This window comes from Legionella bozemanae, assembly GCF_900450575.1.
In the GTDB taxonomy this organism is placed as follows: Bacteria; Pseudomonadota; Gammaproteobacteria; order Legionellales; family Legionellaceae; genus Legionella; species Legionella bozemanae.
Genome location: NZ_UGGY01000001.1, coordinates 731,926 through 753,571 on the forward strand (window position 1 = coordinate 731,926; position 21,646 = coordinate 753,571).

A 21,646-nucleotide genomic window follows, 5' to 3' on the forward strand; every position below is an offset into this window, starting at 1 on the left:
CAGTTATTCTGGGGTCTTTCCCAATTACGGGGGCACTCACCAGTTAACAACACAGCACCCTAACACGGGTTCTATAATTTTCAAAGTTACGAAAGCCATAAGCTCTTCTTTGTATCAACTTCATCTTTCTATGAAACCCTTCTGTAATGCCATTAGACTTCCTAAAACGCCACATACGTACTATCTCTTCTTTCCATTGGCCGAATGTTTTTCCGAGAGCTGCCAAAGCCTTAAATGGACTACTTTTCAGGTCATCAAGCATATTTAAAAACTGCGGAATCATTTTTTTACACCAATCTTTATTCATGGACTTGTGTAGGAGTAAAGAATGAACTTGTTGCTGGAACTGATATATAGCGTTTATAGCTGGATTGTCTTCAAGAAATGCATCACGCTTAATCCTTCTTTGAGGAGTCAATCTATCAGGTCGTGTACGCAGTAAAGCTAATATACCCCGATTACTTTTTACTTCGCTCGATAGCTCGCGGTAAGTCATCATACATTGATGTTGAAGCAAGCGAATGACATGAAATCGATCTGCTACTACTTTTGCATTAGGAAAATGTTTTTTAACAATGGAGCGGTACGTACTACTTAAATCCATACAGACTACTTTGACTCGTTCTTTTCCGACCAAGGAAGCCAGGTAACTGGAAAGGTCTGTTTCACTTCGCCCTTTAACAATATCAAAAATTTTATGTTTTTTGAGGTCACAGAGCGTTGTTGCAAATCCCTGTTTTCGGCTAAAGAAATGTTCATCAATACCAAGCACCACTGGGCATGGTGTATTCATGAGTTCTCTTGCTTGCTCCTGATAATGGCGATGATACCAACGCTCAATGGTGGCTTTTCCTTTATTAAATTGCTGGGCAAGGTCTTTTTGAGAAATACCACGAGTATGATCATGAAACACAGCGGCTTGTAAACGCCATGTCGAACGCTGATGTTTATTAATACCCGGGAATTGTTGATTACCGTATCGTTTGCACATATTGCAATAGAGTTTATACGCTTTAAAACGCAATAAAGTGCGACGATTACCAATTAACTCATGAGCTACCGTGCGTATATATGAGGACTTCTTACGAACCATTTTACTATGGCAATGCGCACAACGAGGTAACCGATGATAAGAAATGTCCAATATAAGTGGTTGATAACCACTCACTTTTTCTATGGTAAAACCAGGTAAATTTAAGATAAGATTATGCTTGGGCACTTTAATCTCCAATTTGATCGCGAAATCAATTAGTTAGTCTAGACTAACTTGATTAAAGTGCCCCCTTATTTGGGGTAGAGCCTTATTCTGTAGCAAATAAAATCAACGCAAGAATTGCAAAGATCATCCCCAATCCATGTTTGAATGTTAGCCCTTGTTTAAGAAAGACGACGCATAACAAGAGAGTAATCATAGGATACATCGATGTGACGAGTACTACGGGCATTGTAGGTCCGTTACGAAGCGCGACAATGAAAAAAATACAGGCAATGCCACTTGCTAAGCCGTTCAATAGTCCGTATGTACTCCCTTTAGGGCAAAGATCCAGTTTGAAATCAAGTAATACTAAAGCGATGATGCCAGAAATCAATACACCTATGCTTGAATAAAAAGTGATGGACAGGGGATTAATAAAACTGGATGCTCTTGTGCCCCAATAGCCCCAGGCACCATAAAGACATAAAGCGATGAGTGAAGGATAATACCAAGAGCTAGGATTCATACAAATTACCTTACCTGATAGCAGGTTTTACATAGTGGCTATATACCTTATAGGATAACCGCTAGTTTATTAAAAAAATACGGTACCGAGTATCCTTTCTTGATCCCCGGCTACAATTTTTATTGCATCAGCTTGGAACTACTCTTTGTTCAGCTGTTAGAGAACTGGATTGATAATCCAGTTCTCTTTGTTTCCCTAACCATTCAACTAATCGGGTACGAAACGTTTTAAAAAATAAGAAGAAACGATTGGATGAGCGAATTTGAGCTATTTCATCATTGTGATACAAATCCATCACCTCTTTTGAGGTAGTTAATTTTAAATTTAAGGCAATTTTGTCTGCATGAAAAGCAATGTCAGTCAAAGCACAATTTTTTAATTTGAAGAAATCGTCAACAATTTCCCGACCTTCTATTTTAAAATCAGTAAGCGTAAATTGATGCTTTACGAAGTAGGCACAGTTTTTACCATTTGTTGCTTTTAATTCTTCATTGGCACCTGCTTCAATAAGTTCCATACTTAAATCATCAAAATGATAAAATCTTGCCCAATGAAGTGCGGTCATCCCATGATGGTCAGTTTGATTTACATTACATTTTAACTCGCGCATTTTTTCCAAAATATGCTTTGCAGCTTCTTTATCAGCCAGTTTGCAGGCTAAGAGCAAGGCTGTATTGTCATAAGAGGTTGCCAAGAGAAGTTTCGAGTTTGCCAAGCTCAATGCATGTTCCAGATTAAAAAGATTACGTTCAATAATGGCTTGATGCAACGGAGTATTGGTTGACACTACATCATCATAACTTCCCTTCTCAGGCAGAGAAAGCTGGCAAAATGGAGTGAGTTTCCTTAATGTTTCTTGGCATGAGCCGACAGATTTCAGTTCTTGCAGGTAGGCATTGAAAAAAATTTTAAGCGCGTCTAAATGATGTAATAAAGGCAGGGTATGCTTTAAAATGGTGGGGTGTAGAAAATCATTACTTTGTAAATAGCCCAGGAATGTTTGAAGTTTTTCTATACTGTTTTTATATCTTAATTGGGGAAGCATTGCTTCTATTATATCGTTCCGTAAAAGATCGAGTCTTTCTACGAATTTAAGAAATTTTTCAAGCGTTCGAAAATCTTCCACAGAGGGATTCGTTGTGGTTAATAATTCTGCTATTAAAGGAATTAATTCAGAAGGCAGACTTTTACTGAGTCCAAACAGATCAAAAATTAAATACCAATCACTACATTCTTCCGTATATTCCAACTCACCTTCGCCCGTGGTAAAACGTAGCGGAGTAACATGGGTTATTTGTGTATACCGGGTAAGTGTATCTTTTTTGGCTAAAAAACAGATGAGCTCATAAATTTTATCATCGCGTGCAGGGGCCATCCCAATTGCTTTAATCAGAGCCTTGCGCGTTTCCTGGCTTGTATTTTCATTGATAAACACCTGCAAGGCCAAGACAGGATTAGAAAAACGTCTTGCTTTAATGAAGGAAACGAGATGAATGAAATCAGTTAACTGATCAAGTGCTTTGCCACCTGGAACTACCGTAAGCTCTTCGCCTACCAATGTCTCTATTTCATCAAAATGAACATCAGGTTTATTGACTAAGGCGATCATCTTATCACTTAAGAGGATTTTTTTTACTTCTACTTGTGATGAGGCCATAATCGTCCTTCTGTTAAGTCAATGGTTTGATTGGTAAAACATCTTACTTTAAATAAATTAAATTCACAATTTGTAAAATTAGTGATTTTTATAGAAAATTAATATATGAAAAAAGACAATCGGCCTACGATAAAACGAAATATCCACAAATTCTGTGGATAAGCATGTGGGTTATCTGATGAAGAAAATAATAAATAAGCCGAACTCAGTATAAGGTATATCTCTTGGGTGATTTTTTCTCTACAATAAGACTTTAACCAAAAATCAAAGCAAATATGTATAAACCATTAGCCCTTTTTATGGGGTTGCGCTATACGCGTTCCAGAAAGAAAAATCATTTTGTTTCTTTTATTTCGTTAAGCTCAATGCTTGGTATTGGCTTAGGAGTGATGGTTCTTATTACGGTCTTATCGGTAATGAATGGATTTGACCAGCAAATCCATAATCGGTTTTTCGGGATGGCTCCCGAAATTACGGTTTCTGGACCTAATGAACGACTTAGTGATTGGCCTGAAGTGGCTAAAAAAATCCAAACGATTCCTGAAATTAAAGCATTGGCCCCCTATGTTGGCGGACAAGGATTAATGGTTCATGACGGACAGGTTTTACCTGTTGTCCTGACGGGAGTTTTACCCGAAAAAGAACAACAGATGAGTCGCTTACAAGATAAATTGCTTGCTGGGAGCTTAAGTAATTTAAAAGATTTTGGCATTATCTTGGGTAGAGGACTGGCAGACAGTATGGGAACAATGATTGGAGACAAGGTTACCGTCATGATTCCCCAAGCAACAGTTACCCCTGCTGGAATGATTCCTCGTTTTAAGCGATTTACTGTGGTTGGGGTTTTCTCAGCTGGAACCGGGTTTAATTTTGATACCAAATTGGCATTTATCAATATGGGAGATGCGCAAAAATTATTGCAAATGGGTGATGAGGTAACTGGAATCAAGATGAAAATAGGTAATGTTTACCAAGCACCTGAATTGTCTTATCGATTATCTCATTTATTAGGCGACGACTATCAGGTAGGTAATTGGACGCAGCAATATGGCGCATTTTTCCAAGCAGTTAAAATGGAAAAAACAATGATGTTTCTGATCTTGTTACTAATTATCGCAGTGGCTGCATTTAATCTAGTATCTTCCCTGGTGATGGTTGTTAATGATAAACAAGCAGAGATCGCAATTTTAAGAACTATTGGTGCGACTCCTTCTACCATATTATGGACGTTTATTGTGCAAGGAATGATGGTAGGAATTGTAGGTACCTTTTTTGGTTTGCTTGGTGGATTAGTATTGGCAAAAAATGCAACCACAATTGTGAATCATCTGCAAACCTGGTTTCATTTTAAAGTTTTATCATCCAGTATTTATTTTGTTGATTATTTGCCTTCTGAGATTCTGTTTAGCGATCTATGGAAAGTTTGTGTTATGGCGTTATTAATGAGTTTTCTTGCAACAATTTATCCTGCCTGGCGGGCCTCAAAAACAGTAATTGCGGAGGCTTTGCATTATGAGTGATGTTATTTTAAATGCGGAAAAACTATGCAAGTCATACAATGACGGTACTTCCAAAGTCGAAGTATTGCGAGGGATTGATTTGTCCATAGCTCAAGGGGAGCGTTTGGCAATTATTGGGCCTTCAGGATCTGGAAAAAGCACTTTATTGCATTTGTTGGGTGGATTGGATAAACCAACAAGCGGAGATGTATGCATTAAGGATGTAAATTGGCAAAAGATAAACGAAAAACAACGATGTAAACTACGCAATCAAGGTTTGGGATTTATCTATCAGTTTCATCACTTGTTACCTGAGTTTACCGCCCTTGAAAATGTTTGCATGCCTTTATTATTGGCAAATATCTCAGTGAAGGATGCAGAGGCTGAAGCAAGCAAAATGTTGGATGATGTTGGTCTTAAAGAAAGAAAAACTCATAAACCTGCACAGCTTTCAGGCGGAGAGCGACAACGGGTTGCCATAGCTCGAGCTTTGGTGCATCAACCCTATTGTGTATTGGCAGATGAACCTACGGGAAACCTGGATCAGACAACTGCAACAAAAGTATTTGATTTAATGCTGGAGTTGAATAGAAAAATGAATACTGCTTTGGTTATTGTGACTCATGATCAGCAATTAGCCAATCAAATGGATAGAGTTTTAGTGCTAGGAGAAGGCACTTTATCTGACTTTAAGTAGCTCTGACTATTAGCTAAGTCCAACCGGAATTGTTTCGAATTATAAAACAGGAAATAATAAGATGTTTAAAAAAACTGAAAAGATTGGTAAAAAGCGATCCTCCGATGATTTGCCTCGAGATATCCCCTTGAGTAACTCACCAGGAAGTTTAATAGATAAGATCAAAGCAGACAAAAAACAATATGAGCTTACAGATGTTGGACTTCCATTAACTTCTCATGGTTTTTTGTCTTCTAAAAGAAGCCGTAACACCTTAAAAGAAAAGGATTTTCAATCGCATCATCGTGCAGGATTAGAAACAATACTCGAAGAGTCAAGCGAAGAAGAGACTAAAAGTGAATTTATTCCACTCTAGCCTATTAGTCTTGTAACATTTTATGAATTGAAGCAGAATCTGTATGGAGTTCTGCTTCATATCCAAGAAGATAGATTTATTCTTAATAATCAGCATGTCCTGGTGTGCGTGGAAAAGGAATGACATCGCGTACATTGGCTAAACCGGTAACATAGCTTACCAATCGTTCGAAACCTAAACCAAAGCCTGCATGGGGTACTGTGCCGTAACGACGCAGATCCCTATACCATTGATAACTTTCTTTATTTAGATTGCATTCCTCGATGCGCTTATCCAGAATATCCAGACGTTCTTCGCGCTGACTGCCGCCGATGATTTCACCGATCCCGGGTGCTAAAACATCCATAGCAGCAACCGTTTTTCCATCATCGTTGAGGCGCATATAAAAACCTTTAATTTCTTGAGGATAATTGGTCAGTATGACGGGTTTTTTGCAGTGAACCTCTGCTAAATAGCGCTCATGTTCAGATTGTAAATCCAATCCCCAACTCACTGGAAATTCGAATGATTGCTCTGCTTTTTCCAAAATTTTAATGGCATCAGTGTACGTCATGATTTCAAAATCTGAATTAACAATATGTTCCAGGCGTTCAATACATCCGGGGGCAACGAATTGATTGAAAAAGTCCATATCATCCGCACGCTCGTTCAGAACAGCTTTGCATAAATAGCGCAGCATCGTTTGGCTTAAATCACAAATATCGTACAAAGTAGCAAAAGCAACTTCAGGCTCAATCATCCAGAATTCCGCCAGATGACGGCTTGTATTTGAGTTTTCAGCGCGAAAAGTTGGCCCAAAAGTATATACTTTGGACATAGCCATACAATAGGCTTCTAGGTTTAACTGGCCTGAAACGGTAAGAAAAGTCTCTTTAGCAAAAAAGTCTTTGCTAAAGTCAGTTTGGCCGTATTCATTTTTAGGCACATTTAAAAGATCTAAAGTGGATACGCGAAACATTTCACCTGCACCTTCACAATCACTTGAGGTGATAATGGGGGTATGCACCCAAAAAAAGCCTTGTTCATGGAAAAAACGATGGATGGCTTGTGACAGACAATGGCGGATTCGCGTCACCGCACTAATTGTATTCGTACGAGGCCGTAGATGGGCTACTTCACGTAGAAATTCCAGTGTATGACGTTTCGCTTGAATAGGATAGGTATCCGGATTTTCTACCCAACCTACGACTTTAATCGAGTCAGCCTGAATTTCAAAAGCTTGGCCTTTTCCTTGTGATGCAACTAATTTTCCTGAGGCAATCAGTGAGCATCCAGCAGTAAGTTTGCTGACTTCATCATGATAATTAGATAAACCATCTGTAGCTACGATTTGAATAGGAGCAAAACAGGAGCCATCATGCAGGCTAATAAAAGATAAGCCCATTTTGGAATCACGTCGGGTCTTTACCCAACCTCTAACAGTAACGTGTTCATCAATGCGGATTTCACCATCTAAACACTGTTTTATGGTAAAAGCTTTGGTCATTTTTTACTCCTCATTCTATATATATTTTGCGCGGTCACAAAGCATTTTTAGTGTTTATTTCCATTACGAAAATCAGACTATTTAGGCGCAAGCTAGCGAAATGCAAACAAGCCTTAGTACTTTTTTAAATTCTATCAGTCTGATATACATTTTCGATTGAAGAATTCATTAGGTTAGCGAGACTGGATATGCCAAAAAAATCGCAATTTGTGACCTCATGAAGTATAGATACCTTCAACTAAAAATGAGATGATACACTGGGGTTATCCGCATTTCTACTATCTTGGTACTAAAAGGCATGGATTTTCTGCTCTAGTGCGGTACTCCTAAAATAAAACTTTTAAATTACATATCAGTAAAAATGAAAGTGCTTAATTGGGATCTGTCTGCAATTCCCGAGATTTAAGTCGCAATGAGTTGATTTTGCAAGCACTGAGCAGCGTACATAAAAGTATGGCGGCATCGGAATACAGAAAATCAAGGCTTTGCGCGAAGATAACAGAATTATAAGCAGGCCCTAGATCATTGAGGAAATATTATGTTGCGAATAGTACTCTGTATTTTATTGTTTTTTGGTTCTTGTATGGCCACAGCAAATGATACGATATTAAAATTATACAGACCTTATGGGGATGCGACAGAACAGGTAACTCCTCAAGTGAAAAAGATACTCAAGGGAGAGTGCTATTCTCAATCACAACTCATCATCCGCGAAGATGCCTGGCGTTGTAGTGCACATGGCAAAACTTATGATCCTTGTTTTGTTAAATCAGGTCCAAACAGGACAGAGGCTTTATGTCCTCAATCTCCCTGGATTGGCGATAGTGTACAAATTAATGTGAGGCAGCCTTTGAATAATGAGCTCAATGAAACTTTGGATATGTATCGCGCTTATCCTTGGGGAGTCGAGTTAACCACTGGAGAGCGTTGTAAAGCAATTCATTCAGAAAAAACTTATGATCAAATGCCGATACGTTACAAATGCAACAATAAAAATTACTTAGTAGGTCATTTACAACGATGTAAAACAGTATGGAGTATACTGGAAAAAACGCCCCAAGGTGTTGTGACAGTAGAGCTAAGCAAAGCGTGGTTCTGAACAGAATATGAGAAAAATCATTTGCCGCTTTAAATTAATTATTTGATTTTAAATAATTTTTATTGATTATGTTGTAAAAAAATTAGAAAATCCACTCGCTTTTTAAAAGCTATTTATATTTTTTAATCATAATTAATTTTAAAGTCTAGGATTAGCAAATGCAAAATAAACAAGAAAAACTCTTTGAAAATGCTCGCTTTCTTAATAATGAAAAAGAAATCGACCGTTTGCAAAATTCAAATGAATATAATCCATATAAAATTATTTTCTTATGCCAGGAAAATTTAAATTTTATACAGCCTCTAATAGCCGATCCTAAAGGGGAAGAACTTCCTGAAGCTTTTTATGATGAAGCTCTTCAACTGGAATTATTAAATAAACTGGGTAACTATTATTTATCTCTATATAAAGCATTAAGTTCTATTAAAAATCCAACAGAAGGTGACGAATTAGATCAGGTGAAATATAGGAAGCTCGCTGAAGAATACAATTTTGAAGCAGTGAAGCAAATGGATATAGAGTTGGAAAGAGTTCAATTTGATGAAAATTATGCAATGGCACTGTATTTAAATGATTTGGAAGAAAATGAGGCTTCCCCAATATATTCAGGGCAACGATTCTTTAAATTAGAACCCAAAGATGATGATTCTAATATTCATCTGGAACAACAGAATAAGGAAGAAGATAGTCCATCGAAAAAAAGAAGATTATCCATGTAGTTTGTTGATGTACATGATCACAATGGTGTCAACTTAAGAAAGTCCAAGCATATATGCTGCCTTTCAGCCCGATAGCCGTCAACCCTAGTATAAAGCGGATATTGTCATTCCTGCGCAGGAAGGAATCCATCCATGATGGAGCACACTGCCAATATAAAAATGGATCCCCGCCTGCGCGAGGATGACAAATTTATTTGCGAATTGAGCAAGATAGCAACTGTCTTGAATTTTATTTCAAGACAGCAAACGTAGGTCGGGCCTTGGCTCGACAAATCGATGTTACTCTCCAAACCAATTTCTCCAGAAGCTATTTTTATGAATGAATTTTTTATTAATTGAAAATTGTCGGGCCAAGGCCCGATCTTGTATCTACGCTTGCTTTTCAGCCCAGTCTTTTGGATGCCAGAATATTTTTCTTAAGTTGTCGCCGCAAAGAAGACATGATGAAATAACTCAGTTTGAGTGAGGTAGACCTCTTGGATCTCTACGAAGAAGCCTCCGGAGCTGCTTTTTTGAAGGGTTCCAGGGTCAAACAATGACTATTGATTTCATTGATAAGAGGATAGTTATCCATTGGAAAATGAAACCGGTTTGCATTGTAGATCTGAGGAATAAGGCAGAGATCTGCTAAAGTAAGCGCATTCCCAAAGCAAAAAGATTGACTGCGTTTAATAGGCTGCAATTTCGCTTCAAAAGCATCAAATCCGGCTTTAAGCCAATGGTGATACCATTCTGTAACTTGTGCTTCATTCACTTGAAATTGCTCTTTTAACCGATTTAATACTCTTAAATTATTCAAAGGATGCATATCACAAGCAACGATTAAGGCAAGCGATCTTACTGTGGCCCTATCCAGTGGATTTTGAGGTAATAAAGCAGGTGTTGGGTAAGTCTCATCCAGATAGTCGATAATGGCAAGTGATTGATTAATCACTTTTCCATTGACTTCCAAGCTGGGAACTAATTCTTGAGGATTTATCTTTCGATATTCAGGGCTATGTTGCTCTCCGCCATGATTCACTAAATGAATATCAATTTTTTCATAAGTGATATTTTTCAGGTTCAGAGCAATACGAACACGATAACAGGCTGTCGAACGAAAATAGTCATAAAGTTTCATTACTTATATCCGCTCAACGACTTGATCGATCGCACCAAACAGGCTTGTGCCCCGTTTATCGAGCATTTCAATACGGATACGATCCCCAAAGCGCATAAAAGATGTTTTAGCTTGACCATTTTCTATGAGTTCTAGCATTCTTTTTTCAGCAATACATGAAGAACCTTTGCTGCGATCAAGATTCGAAACAGTACCTGAACCAATAATTGTTCCTGCACTGAGGACTCTGGTTTTTGCTGCGTGTTGAATTAACTCTGGGAAAGAAAAGGTCATGTCGATTCCCGCGTTGGGTTGACCAAATAATTGTCCATTTAGATGGCTCAATAAAGGCAGATGCACTCGCTGACCGTCCCAATCAGTACCTAATTCATCGGGAGTAATGGCTACAGGAGAAAAACTGCTGGAGGGTTTGGAATGGAAAAAACCAAAACCTTTTGCCAGCTCATCTGGAATTAAATTACGTAAAGAGACATCATTAACCAGCATCAATAATTTAATATGTTGACCTGCATCTTTAGCACTTATGCCCATAGGAACATCACCCGTTACCACAGCAACTTCTGCTTCAAAATCAATGCCGTATGCCTCATCAGCAACTAAAATGGGATCTCTGGGGCCAAGGAAGGAATCAGAACCTCCTTGGTACATCAAAGGATCAGTCCAAAAATTTGCTGGCAGTTCAGCCCCACGGGCTTTGCGTACAAGCTCAACATGATTAACGTAAGCACTTCCATCAGCCCATTGATAAGCTCGGGGTAAGGGAGATGTGCAATGTTGCGGATCAAAGCTGATGGTATTTTCCAAATGTCCTTCATTGAGTTGTTGATAGACCTTTTGCAGCTTTTCTTTTACTGTGTCCCAATGTTCTAGAGCATATTGCAAATTGGCTGCAATCTGGGGTACACGTAGTGCAAGAGTCAATGCTTGATTGACTACGCATAATTCTCCATCTCGTGATGTTGATTTTAAACTGGCAAGTTTCATACGATCCTCATTAGTCGTTATGGTCTTGGTTCTGCTGTGCTTTACCCGAATCTTCTACACATTCTTTGAAAAATCAGCCTAGCTCTATTCCAACGTCCCGCAGCGTGTCTGCTGGATCCAGAAGATCTATCCTAAAACACTGGACCCTGCGGACAAGCCGCGGGGTGTTGGCAGAGATATGATTAAGAGACAGGTGCTTCATCCAGATTATAGTACCTAGTCACCAAATTTTTTAAGCAGATGTTTCTTTCAAAGTACCACGTCTTATCTGATCTCGTTCAATGGCTTCGAATAATGCCTGAAAGTTACCTTCACCAAATCCCTGATTTCCTTTGCGTTGAATAATTTCAAAAAACACAGGGCCAAAGATATTTTCCGTAAAGATTTGCAGTAATAAACCATGTTTCGGATCAGCCTCGCCATCAATCAGAATTTTCTCTTCTTGAAGTTGATTGACTGGCTCTTGATGCCAGGGAAGGCGCTCATGCAACATTTCATAATAAGTATCTGGAACATCAAGGAATTTAACGCCTTGTTCTCTTAATGTATGCACCGTATGATAAATATTGTTGGTGGTTAATGCGATATGTTGAATGCCTTCCCCTTTGTATTGATGAAGAAATTCTTCAATTTGTGACAAATCATCTTTGGATTCATTTAAGGGGATTTTGATTTTCCCACAAGGACTACCCAGCGCACGGCTTAATAATCCAGTCATTTTTCCTTTAATATTAAAATAACGAATTTCCTGGAAGTTAAAAATGGATTCGTAAAACTGAGCCCACTTATCCATATTGCCGCGAAATACGTTATGGGTTAAATGATCAATCATGATTAAACCATTTCCTTCTACTTTTTTATTGGGTTGATGTTCCCAATCAGCAGAGAAAGGTTGATGTTGATCATCAACAAAATAAATAACACTTCCGCCTATAGCCTGGATACCAAGTAAGCCATGATGAGCATGGGTGCAATCTTCAAAAGCAGTTGCTCCGTGTTTGATTGCATATTCAAAGGCTGCTTTGGCATTTTTGACTTTAAATCCCATAGCACAGGCACCTGCTCCGTGAGTTTTGGCATGATCTTCAGCTTGGCAATTGGTTGCTGCATTGACTATAAATTGAATTTCACCTTGTTGAAATAAGGTGATGTCTTGGTTTTTATGATGTGCAACAGCTTGGAAACCCATGTCAGTGAATTGTTGATGCAGACGTTTTTTTTCTGGGCCTGAAAATTCTAGAAAAGCAAAACCATCTAATCCACAGGGGTTGTTGTTTGTTGGCATTGTCTATTTACTCCTTTAAAATTATTCGGTACTTAATAACAATTCCTTCTTCTAAGGATGGAAAAAACAAAGATACTGTAGCCTGGGTTATATTATTTCTTAAGATGGCTGTACTAAAAATAATCCATCTGCTATCGGCAATAAACTAATAAACACACGCTGATCATTTTTAATCAATTCATTCAGTTTCCTGATTTCTCTGGTCTGGCTACCTGTTTCATTCTCGTCGATTACTTTACCATCCCAGAATATATTATCTATAGCGATTAGCCCTTGAGGTTGAATGAGCTTCAATGCCAATTCATAGTAATTCACATAGTTGGTTTTGTCGGCATCGATAAAAATAAAATCAAATTTTTGTTCCCAACCTTCAGCGATTAATGCATGTAAAGTATCTAACGCACGGCCAAGTCGTAATTCAATTTTATGGTCTTGTTTTGCTTCTTTCCAGAAAGGATGTGCCTTACTTGTCCATTCCGCATTGATGTCACAGGTAATGAGCTTACCATCATCAGGCAGCATCAAAGACATTGCCAAAGCACTATAGCCGGTAAATGTACCTAACTCTAGAACATTTTTTGCCTGAATCAAACGCAAGAGCAATTGCATAAATTGTGCTTGCTCCGGCGCGACTTGCATGTTTGCCAACTCCATAGTAGAGGTTACTTTGCGCAGACCAGTCAGAGACGGGTGTTCCCGCAAAGACTTATCCAGCATGTATTCATAAAGGTTTGGAGTTAGGCTTAAATGCTTCATAGTATCCTTTTAGGAGTTGTTGACAATTCTACTATCTTGTTGGCCACAATGGCCGAGTTTTATGTGCCTCTGAAACACCCATACTTCATTAGTATGTGCTGTGCTTCGATATTCTAAAATCATCTCATTTTGGCTCAATCTAGCGAATTGTCAAACCCTTAAGATAATTTTTCTTTTGCCAAATTATCCGCAATTTCACTAGTAGGTAAATCTTCTTTAACAGACAGGGCAAAAATTTCAGTTAAATGGCCATAAATTGCATCGATCTGTTCATTAATTTTTTCTTCTGGAGTATGAAGATATTTAGAGGCTGCAAAAATTAATCCCCCGGCATTAATAACATAGTCTACAGCAAATAAAATACCTTTATCATGTAATTTTTTACCATGATAGGTATGAGCCAGCTGGTTATTTGCGGCTCCGGCAATAATTGTAGTTTGCAGTTGAGAAATAGTGATGTCATTGATAATTGCACCTAAGGCGCAAGGTGCGAAAACGTCACAGGGAACCTTATGAATTTGATCGGTACTAACTGCTTTTGCGCCAAATTCAACAACAGCACGATCTACTGCAGTTGGAGAAATATCAGCAACAGTTAGTGTAGCTCCTAATTCATGCAAATGTCTGGCGAGCAAAAATCCAACATGCCCCAAGCCTTGAATGGCTACATGAATACCGTTGAGGTTTCCTTTGCCTAGTTTGAAAGCGACAGCTGCTTGAATGCCTCGTAGTATCCCTCTGGCGGTAGACGGTGAAGGATCGCCATGGTACTTGGACAAGCTGGCTACATAGGGAGTATGTTCCCCAATGATATCCATATCTGGCAATTCAGTTCCACTGTCAAGAGCAGTGATATAACGTCCATTCAATTCATTAACAAATCGACCAAATTGATGCATGTATTGGGCGCGATCAAATGGGCCATTAGGTTTGATAATAACTGATTTACCGCCTCCCAAAGGCAAGTTGACTGATGCCGCTTTGAAGCTCATTCCCCGTGCAAGGCGCATGGCATCTTGGATTGCTGCATAAGTACTCGGATATTCAATAAAACGACAGCCACCTAAAGCAGGACCTAATTTGGTATTGTGAATGGCGATTATTGCTTTCATTCCAGTTGCAGGATCCACTTTAAAATGTAAGTCACCAAAACCATGAGAGAGGGCGTAATCGAGGAAATCATCTTCAGCTATTATTGGGTTACTATTTGATATATTGTCCACTGACATCATTGTTTATGCTCCTCTTGCAAATATTTTGCAGAAGTTATATTCCTATTTTTTGATTAAATCAATGGTAAGGTTAATAATTTGGTGTCTTAAGGTATGCTGATATACACTTAATTTCATTATTCATCAAGTTGGAGAGTGTCATGCGCCAAGTAGTTGTCAGAATGTTGGCTTTAATGTTAGTCACACCGTTTGCTTTTGCTGAAAATGCCTTACCGCCTCCTGTTTTTCCTCCTCAGTTAGTCCTTGATAAAATTGATTTTCAAGTTTCAGCAAAACAATGGGTTACAACTCAAACGGCTTTATTGGGCGTCAATATTAATGTGACTTTAACCAGTGCTGATTTAGTGAAGGCACGTGCTGATATTATGGAGCGATTAAACAAAATCGCAAAAGGAGAATGGCATTTGCTCGAATTCGATCGTTCACAGGATAGTTCTGGCCTTGAAAAGTTGTATGTGCAAGCACAAGCACGAGTAAATCAAGAAGCATTAACTGATATTTATAAAAATGCCAAAGATGTGAGTTTGCCTGGTGCTAAATATGAGATATCCAGTGTTGATTTCAAACCAAGTTTTGATGAAACTCAAGCTGTTTTAGGGCAAATTCGCCAACGCTTGTATCAACAAGTGAATGATGAACTTGCTCGTATTAATAAAGCATACCCAGGACAAAATTACAGTGTCAGTAATTTGGTTTTTGTTGAAGGAACTAATCCGCCTCAGCCAAGACCTTATCAAGCGAAGACGATGAATACCATGATGGTAGGAGAAGCAGCAGCTGCGGCTCCGGCTTTGACAGTCAGTAATGAATTAATATTAACCGCAATTGTTGAGGTTGCTTCGAATCGTAAGCAATAAAATAGCAGGATGCTGTCATTGAATTAAAGTATCTGCGACGTCCTACCCTATGACTGGTTCATGGGGCGTGTCTCTGAGAGATAGACGTAAACTTAAATTAGTTTATTGTTAACTAATTTTATAAGCTCTCTACGCGCGCTTTATGCGCGGTATGTAGAATAAAAATTTATGAGGATCTTCATAAAGAATTGTCTACTGACTCCTGTAATGAAACTGCTTTATGGATTCCGTGTAGGCAAGCTGCGAGATATAGAGTAGGGATGTGAGTAATTAATGGCAAGCTTGGTACAAAAACCACTATTTATACAAGGGGAATCAATTTGTTGGTTGTTGAAAAAATTATTGGGCATCGAGGTGCGTCTGCATATGCTCCTGAGAATACGTTAGCTGCTTTTGACAAGGCTTTGGCTTTAGGATGTCATTTTGTTGAGTTTGATGTGATGTGTAGTGCTGATGGAGAACCTTTTGTAATTCATGACGACAATTTAAAAAGAACAACAAATGGGCGCGGTAATGTAGGCATGGTTGAGTCCGGATATTTGCGCTCTTTGGATGCAGGCTCTTGGTTTTCACGACAATTTAAAGGCGAACATATTCCGCATTTTAAAGAAGTACTGAAGTGGTTATCTTTTTCAGGCGTTCAGGCAAATGTGGAAATTAAACCTTATCCTGGTACTGAAGAGCAAACTGCGGTAGCGGTAATGAGCCACATTCAACGTTATTGGCCACAAGATAAAGAGTTGCCTTTGGTTTCCAGTTTTTCTTGGGATGCTTTAGTTTTATGTCGCAGTATCGCTCCTGAAATGCCATTAGGTTTATTACTGCATGTTTGGGATGGGCAATGGTTACAAAAAGCAAAACAGTTAGAGTGTTTTTCCATTCATCTTAATCGCAGGGTTTTAACAGAGGAGCGGGTTAAGGCAATTAAAGCAGCGGGTTATGTACTTTGTGCTTATACGGTGAATCGCAGACGTTTGGCTAATAAGTTATTTGGCTGGGGGGTTGATGCGGTTTTTAGTGATTATCCTGATTTACTGGCATGAAAAAATTATTACTTTTTTTATTCATTCTCTTTTCTACTTTGTCTGTCCAGGCAAAACGAGTTGAACTGGTGCTTTGGCATGGAATGGCAGGACATCTTGGTGATGAAGTCAGGCTGCTTGCTGATGACTTTAATCAAAGCCAAAGTGAATATTTCATTAAACCTGTTTATAAGGGAAATTATGTAGAGACATTAACAAGTTTTGCTGCTGCATTCAAAGCACATCATCCTCCTGCAATCGTGCAAATTTTTGAGGTAGGCACTTCCATTATGCAGTCACCAAAGGGGGTAATCAAGCCAGTAGATGAGTTGATGCAAGAACAAGGGATGGGCCTGCCTCAAGAAGACTTTATTCAATCGGTTCGTGAATTTTATAGCAATAAAGGGCAATTAATGGCTTTGCCTTTTAATCTCTCAGTTGCAACGTTATATTACAATCTAGATATACTTGCCAAAGTAGGTTATTCACAAGCCAATTTTCCTCGTACTTGGTCTGAGATGGAGGTATTGGCAGAAAAGTTAAAAAAAGCAGGTTATGATTGCACCTATACCACAGCTTATCCTGGATGGGTGCTTTTTGAATCGTTTTTGGCGATTCATGGATTACCGTTAACCCAGAATAATCCTGCACGTGCTGTTTATGCAACACCGCAATTACTCCGTCATTTTGAGCGTTTGAAACGGTGGCATTCATTGCATTATTTTCGATATGCAGGCCGGGTTGATGATGCTACCATTTTATTTACCAGCAGTGTTTGTCCTTTATTTAGTCAATCCTCTGGAGCTTATAACAGTTTATCAGCTTTGGTTCCCTTTCGTTTAGGCATTGCCAGTATGCCTTTGGATACTGAAGCAAGTAAACTAAGGCATGCGAATGTTGCTGGGGGAGCTGCATTATGGGCAGTGGCTGGACAAACGAAGGAAGAATATAAAGGGATAGCCCAATTCTTTGCGTTTATTGCCAAACCCGAGACACAAAAACGTTGGCATGAGCATACAGGCTATCTTCCCATAGGGTTACAAGGTATTTATGAAGATATTTTGCGCAGCAGTCGCCATCCTACCTTATTGATGGCGCGTACTGATTTAGCAGGTGAGTTACAAGAAAAACCGTTACAACGTTTTGGTCCACAAAATCAGATTCGCAGCATCAATGACGAGGTTTTGGAGGCGATGTTTGCTGGTTTTCTAAGTCCAAGTAAGGCCATACATGAATCTGCAGCGCGAACCGATCATATATTATTGCGTTTTGTAAGAAATACTACGGGACAATAATGATAAGAACATCAAAAATACTATGTATTCTAGCAATTGCTTTTTACTGTTTTCTGGATGTTTTCGGGAATGTTTCTGATTATTATGTCAATTTTGCTGCGGTCGAACGCACGCTGATGATGAACGATATATTTCCGGATTCTTTAATTGGTTATCGAGCCATTACCAATCCCATACTGCATCATGCAATGTATCTGGTTATCACTGGTTTAGAATTGTTAACTACGATAATTTGCGGTGTAGGGGCATGGAAGTTATTTAAAGTGCGGCATGCAAACGCTTTCGTATTTAATGGTGCTAAGAATTGGGTTGTAGCAGGGCTTACTTTGGGATTTTTAACTTGGCAAATGATATTTATGTCTATAGCTGGTGAGTGGTTTGGCATATGGATGTCATCCTCGCTAAGAGGGGCTATAACAACTGCATTCCAAGTATTTATTACTTTTTTAGTTCTTCTGATCTACTTAATTATTAAAGATGAGTAAAGGTTAGCTTGAGGATCCCATTCCCACTACCTAATAAAAACCCTCCGCAAGCGGAGGGTTTAATGAAGTACGAAGAGTATTTATTCCATTATTATACAGAAAATTGCCTACTGGCTTCTTCAATTTGTTTAAGCATACGCTCTTCTTGGGCTCTCAGTTTCTCCAGTTCTAAACTTCCTTCTTTGTACGTAACTTGGATTTCTTTGATAGAGTCTTCCAGTTTTTCTATCTCATGATCTATTTGCTCAAGAGTGGAGCGTACTTCTTCCGTTGCAGCATTCAGGGTTGCTTTCTTAAGAGTTATTTTTACCCACATTAAATAAAGTGATGCATTTCGAGCATACTCAGATGGAAGTCTGGTTTCTGGGGCCTTATCTTTTCTTCCAGGGATAATTTCTAACTCTTTCGCAAGAGCTGTTATATCTCCTTCGAGCTCTTCTCTCCTAGACTCATATTGCTTTTCAGTTCTATCTCTTGTTAACCGGTAAGTAGCCACGCTCTTCTCTTGATCTCTTAAAAGATTATCGAGAACGTCCAATTTTTTAACAAGTCCCTCAATTCTATCATGTAACGGCACACATTGTTGAAACAAGGTAAATGCATCGAAACCTTTTAACTCAGTCTTCAGGAGACGAACAACAGCTGCTTCTTTCTTAGCTTGTTTCTCCCTGTTTTCCAAAACTTCTCTTGCTTTCACTGCCGAGTTTTTAACATCAATAACGTCATGTACAGTAAGAATTAGACCTTTGCCTTCATATCGTTGATCAATGTATTGTTGAACACGCGCTTCAGTGTCTTTATTTCTTACGCAACGGCCTGTTGCCTGGGGTCCTGACAAGATTCCATTAATTACATTGATATCTGATTCAATAACAGGCGAATTAGTATTGATAATTTGCACGTTCAAGATATCTCTAATACTCACCCCTGTTGCAATTACCTGATCCGCTACGATATGGGTTCTCAATCCTACTTCGATTTGAGCAAGTTGCTCATCTTTTGTAGTTTGAGTCGTACTCATATCAATTGCACCAGAATAATTCTCAGTTGCTTGCAAAGCGACTAAATTAGGCTGCGGCGCCCCAGTTATCACTTCAGATATGGGTTCAGATCCTTTGATCTTGGTTACTATTGCTTCTGCTCTATCCAATATCAATTTGGTAATGGCTTCTCTTTGCGCCTCTGGCAAATTGGAAATAGGTACGCCTAACTTTTCTAAGGCTTCCTTAAGGTCTTCCCTGCTTTTTACTTCAGCCGTTTTAAGTTTGGTAGCATAGGGTTCAGGTAACACCTCCTTTTTATATTTCACAATATGCTGATCGTATTCAGTTAAATAGTTATCAAATTTGTGAGTTCTGTCTTTTTCCGCGATATCTGGTTGCTTTTCATTGAAGACAAGAGCAAGAGCAAAGCTATTGATGGCTCTTTGAATATCTTTTTGTTGTTCTTTATCGATATCTTGCTTTAAATTTACTACCGGTAGTGCTACAGTTTTTCGGAATTCTACTTCATCTACGGCGCCAAACTTCCGAGCTAATTTCAATCGTGCGTCACATTCAGATTTTTGTCTAAGTTTTGCAACGTCACCTTGATATTTTTCAATAGTTTCTCTATCTCCATTGGCGATTTTTTGATAGATTTCAGCTAATTCCTCACGAGTTTCTTTATCGTCGGAAAAACTCATGTTACGTTGGCAACGGATGCGGTTCAATGCTAAAGCCTGATTAATGGCTCTTTCTTGTGCTACAGAGTCTTCGATTCCTGTTTCCGCTTTTATGATCTGTTTCTTTAATTCAAGAGGATCAACATAACCAATCATCCCTTCTTCGAGATAATAATCATCAAAGTAGTGAACCACGGCTTGGTCAACCAAATCTCCTTCTTCCAAATAAGCCAATTCAGGTTTAATTGGTCGAATAGTTCCGAGTTCAATTGCAGCACCCAGACTTAAGTCATCTAAAGGATCACCTTTAAAGAGCTCATATAATTCAGAAGTTGGAGTGGCTGTTAATGCCAGGACTGAATTACGTTCTTTTATTCCTTTCAAAATTTCTGCATCTTCTGGTTTAAAAGTATGTTTATGGCTTTCATCAATTAAGACCATAGAATCGTTTATTTCACTTGCAATAATCTTGAATAAGGGATGCTCAGCTTGTAAAATAACTTGATCAAAAGGCTCAGTACCTGCAATTACTTTGCGAAAATATACTTTGATTTTTTGTATATCTTCTTCCTCTATATCACTTAAATCCTTCTCCAAAGCGTCCCAAAGAACGTCCACTTTACCTTTAATAGAATCCAAAGTGAATATTCGTGGAGCTACTTTAACCCCATGGACCACTCCGGCGCTAAGCAGGTCGGTTGTTTCTTTTATTTGCTGCTTTACCAATGTTTCATCAGGAACAATCATGACTGTGCGCCCAACGGCTTGAGCAATACCGGCCATAACAATACTTTTACCGGAACCGGTACCCATAACTGCGAGTCGTTGTTCTTGCCCTGCTTTTAAACTGTCATGAAATTTAGCTAAAATTTCATTTTGATATGCGTATGGAACAAACGATTTGGTATCAACAGCTAACCCTTTATGAGTTACTGCACGAAGATCACCTTCTTTATCATAGGTGAGTTTCACAATAGCTGTATGGCCATGATCGAAGAATAATTTTCCTCTGCTCACTTCAGAATTTAACTTACTGGTAATATTTACCGTATAATTTTGCGTCGTATCTACAACAGAATCATATCCATCGAACACCAAGTCAATTGTATAAACTGCGCCACCAATCGTAATAGCAGCTTCAAGATGTTGCTTTTCGTCATCTTTTTTGACCCATTTAGTGCTTTCTCCAGGATTACCTGCACTTTGTAAAATCGCTTTTACGACATTTCCAATCTTTGGATCTTTTTCCTTATTTTCTATAGCAATAATTTCTTGAGCTCGGCCTATTGTAACTACTGCTCCACTAGTTACCACCTCTTTTAATAAATGGACCGCAGCAACAGTATCTGTATAATTTTTAAGATCTTCAATCTGCTTGCGGACTATATCTTTACTAGCGCCCATCTTTAGTTTCCCCTCGAATATTTTTTAAACATTTGTTTTTAAGTTAGGTCATTGTGAGATTTATCTATATAGTTGGGTCACAATTTACCTAATGCGGGAATTATACAAAAAGAATATTAAGTGACTATTAAGTGATTTTATTGAAAATTATTTGATCATATAAATAAAGTTTTTAGAGGATGATGAGGTGGTAAATGACCTGTCTTAAAAGCAATCAAATAATGATGACAAAACTTGAGAAAATCCGGAAAATGCTAATATTTTTGCGAAAAATATTTTTCTAACAATTGAATTCGCGATATTAAAACTC

19 protein-coding genes are annotated in these 21,646 nt (G+C 38.5%); 9 read left to right on the forward strand and 10 right to left on the reverse strand.

The window, feature by feature from the left end; all coding sequences use genetic code 11:
* Nucleotides 1-43: 43 nt before the first annotated feature.
* From DY223_RS03170 to ankQ, 3 genes are all read right to left on the reverse strand, one after another.
* Entirely contained in the window at nucleotides 44-1,219 is a 1,176-nt protein-coding gene (locus tag DY223_RS03170; protein WP_115684274.1) for an ISL3 family transposase, read from the reverse strand.
* An 82-nt stretch (nucleotides 1,220-1,301) separates the two neighbouring features.
* Nucleotides 1,302-1,721 (reverse strand): EamA family transporter, encoded by a 420-nt coding sequence (locus DY223_RS03175; protein ID WP_058459722.1) that lies wholly within the window; start codon nucleotides 1,719-1,721, stop codon nucleotides 1,302-1,304.
* 127 nt (nucleotides 1,722-1,848) lie between these two features.
* Nucleotides 1,849-3,378 (reverse strand): Dot/Icm T4SS effector AnkQ/LegA10, encoded by a 1,530-nt coding sequence (gene ankQ / locus DY223_RS03180; RefSeq protein WP_058459721.1) that lies wholly within the window; start codon nucleotides 3,376-3,378, stop codon nucleotides 1,849-1,851.
* A gap of 275 nt (nucleotides 3,379-3,653) precedes the next feature.
* Between ankQ and DY223_RS03185 the strand changes: the two genes are divergently transcribed.
* From DY223_RS03185 to DY223_RS03195, 3 genes are all read left to right on the forward strand, one after another.
* Nucleotides 3,654-4,898, forward strand: a complete 1,245-nt coding sequence (locus tag DY223_RS03185) for a lipoprotein-releasing ABC transporter permease subunit (protein WP_058459720.1) — start codon at nucleotides 3,654-3,656, stop codon at nucleotides 4,896-4,898.
* Nucleotides 4,891-5,574 (forward strand): lipoprotein-releasing ABC transporter ATP-binding protein LolD, encoded by a 684-nt coding sequence (gene lolD, locus DY223_RS03190; protein WP_058459719.1) that lies wholly within the window; start codon nucleotides 4,891-4,893, stop codon nucleotides 5,572-5,574. The genes DY223_RS03185 and lolD overlap by 8 nt, the downstream gene beginning before the upstream one ends.
* A gap of 61 nt (nucleotides 5,575-5,635) precedes the next feature.
* Nucleotides 5,636-5,929, forward strand: a complete 294-nt coding sequence (locus DY223_RS03195; protein WP_058459718.1) for a hypothetical protein — start codon at nucleotides 5,636-5,638, stop codon at nucleotides 5,927-5,929.
* A gap of 82 nt (nucleotides 5,930-6,011) precedes the next feature.
* Here the strand turns inward: DY223_RS03195 and asnS are convergent, their stop codons facing one another.
* A complete protein-coding gene (asnS, locus tag DY223_RS03200) occupies nucleotides 6,012-7,415 on the reverse strand; it encodes an asparagine--tRNA ligase (RefSeq protein ID WP_058459717.1) in 1,404 nt (467 codons plus the stop codon).
* A 538-nt stretch (nucleotides 7,416-7,953) separates the two neighbouring features.
* Between asnS and DY223_RS03205 the strand changes: the two genes are divergently transcribed.
* Both DY223_RS03205 and DY223_RS03210 read left to right on the forward strand, forming a co-directional pair.
* Entirely contained in the window at nucleotides 7,954-8,514 is a 561-nt protein-coding gene (locus tag DY223_RS03205) for a hypothetical protein (protein WP_058459716.1), read from the forward strand.
* Nucleotides 8,515-8,672: 158 nt separating this feature from the next.
* A complete protein-coding gene (locus DY223_RS03210) occupies nucleotides 8,673-9,233 on the forward strand; it encodes a hypothetical protein (RefSeq protein ID WP_058459715.1) in 561 nt (186 codons plus the stop codon).
* A gap of 484 nt (nucleotides 9,234-9,717) precedes the next feature.
* On the opposite strand, the gene maiA is transcribed toward DY223_RS03210, so the two are convergent.
* The 5 genes from maiA to DY223_RS03235 form a co-directional block, all read right to left on the reverse strand.
* Nucleotides 9,718-10,353, reverse strand: a complete 636-nt coding sequence (maiA, locus tag DY223_RS03215) for a maleylacetoacetate isomerase (RefSeq protein ID WP_058459714.1) — start codon at nucleotides 10,351-10,353, stop codon at nucleotides 9,718-9,720.
* A 3-nt stretch (nucleotides 10,354-10,356) separates the two neighbouring features.
* Nucleotides 10,357-11,337, reverse strand: a complete 981-nt coding sequence (locus tag DY223_RS03220; protein ID WP_058459713.1) for a fumarylacetoacetate hydrolase family protein — start codon at nucleotides 11,335-11,337, stop codon at nucleotides 10,357-10,359.
* Nucleotides 11,338-11,569: 232 nt separating this feature from the next.
* Entirely contained in the window at nucleotides 11,570-12,622 is a 1,053-nt protein-coding gene (hppD, locus tag DY223_RS03225) for a 4-hydroxyphenylpyruvate dioxygenase (protein WP_058459712.1), read from the reverse strand.
* A gap of 99 nt (nucleotides 12,623-12,721) precedes the next feature.
* Entirely contained in the window at nucleotides 12,722-13,378 is a 657-nt protein-coding gene (locus DY223_RS03230) for a class I SAM-dependent methyltransferase (RefSeq protein WP_058459711.1), read from the reverse strand.
* A 158-nt stretch (nucleotides 13,379-13,536) separates the two neighbouring features.
* On the reverse strand, nucleotides 13,537-14,610 hold the full coding sequence (locus DY223_RS03235; RefSeq protein WP_058459710.1) for a Leu/Phe/Val dehydrogenase: 1,074 nt from the start codon (nucleotides 14,608-14,610) through the stop codon (nucleotides 13,537-13,539).
* 140 nt (nucleotides 14,611-14,750) lie between these two features.
* Between DY223_RS03235 and DY223_RS03240 the strand changes: the two genes are divergently transcribed.
* From DY223_RS03240 to DY223_RS03255, 4 genes are all read left to right on the forward strand, one after another.
* Nucleotides 14,751-15,467 (forward strand): hypothetical protein, encoded by a 717-nt coding sequence (locus DY223_RS03240; protein WP_058459709.1) that lies wholly within the window; start codon nucleotides 14,751-14,753, stop codon nucleotides 15,465-15,467.
* Nucleotides 15,468-15,790: 323 nt separating this feature from the next.
* The gene (ugpQ, locus tag DY223_RS03245; protein ID WP_115684347.1) at nucleotides 15,791-16,510 is read left to right on the forward strand and encodes a glycerophosphodiester phosphodiesterase; all 720 of its coding nucleotides are present in this window, start codon (nucleotides 15,791-15,793) and stop codon (nucleotides 16,508-16,510) included.
* Nucleotides 16,507-17,784, forward strand: a complete 1,278-nt coding sequence (locus DY223_RS03250; RefSeq protein WP_058459707.1) for an extracellular solute-binding protein — start codon at nucleotides 16,507-16,509, stop codon at nucleotides 17,782-17,784. The genes ugpQ and DY223_RS03250 overlap by 4 nt, the downstream gene beginning before the upstream one ends.
* A complete protein-coding gene (locus DY223_RS03255) occupies nucleotides 17,784-18,269 on the forward strand; it encodes a DUF2165 family protein (protein ID WP_115684275.1) in 486 nt (161 codons plus the stop codon). Before DY223_RS03250 ends, DY223_RS03255 begins: the two co-directional genes overlap by 1 nt.
* Before the next feature lie 91 nt (nucleotides 18,270-18,360).
* On the opposite strand, the gene DY223_RS03260 is transcribed toward DY223_RS03255, so the two are convergent.
* On the reverse strand, nucleotides 18,361-21,336 hold the full coding sequence (locus tag DY223_RS03260; RefSeq protein ID WP_064115102.1) for a DEAD/DEAH box helicase family protein: 2,976 nt from the start codon (nucleotides 21,334-21,336) through the stop codon (nucleotides 18,361-18,363).
* Between the last annotated feature and the right edge of the window lie 310 nt (nucleotides 21,337-21,646).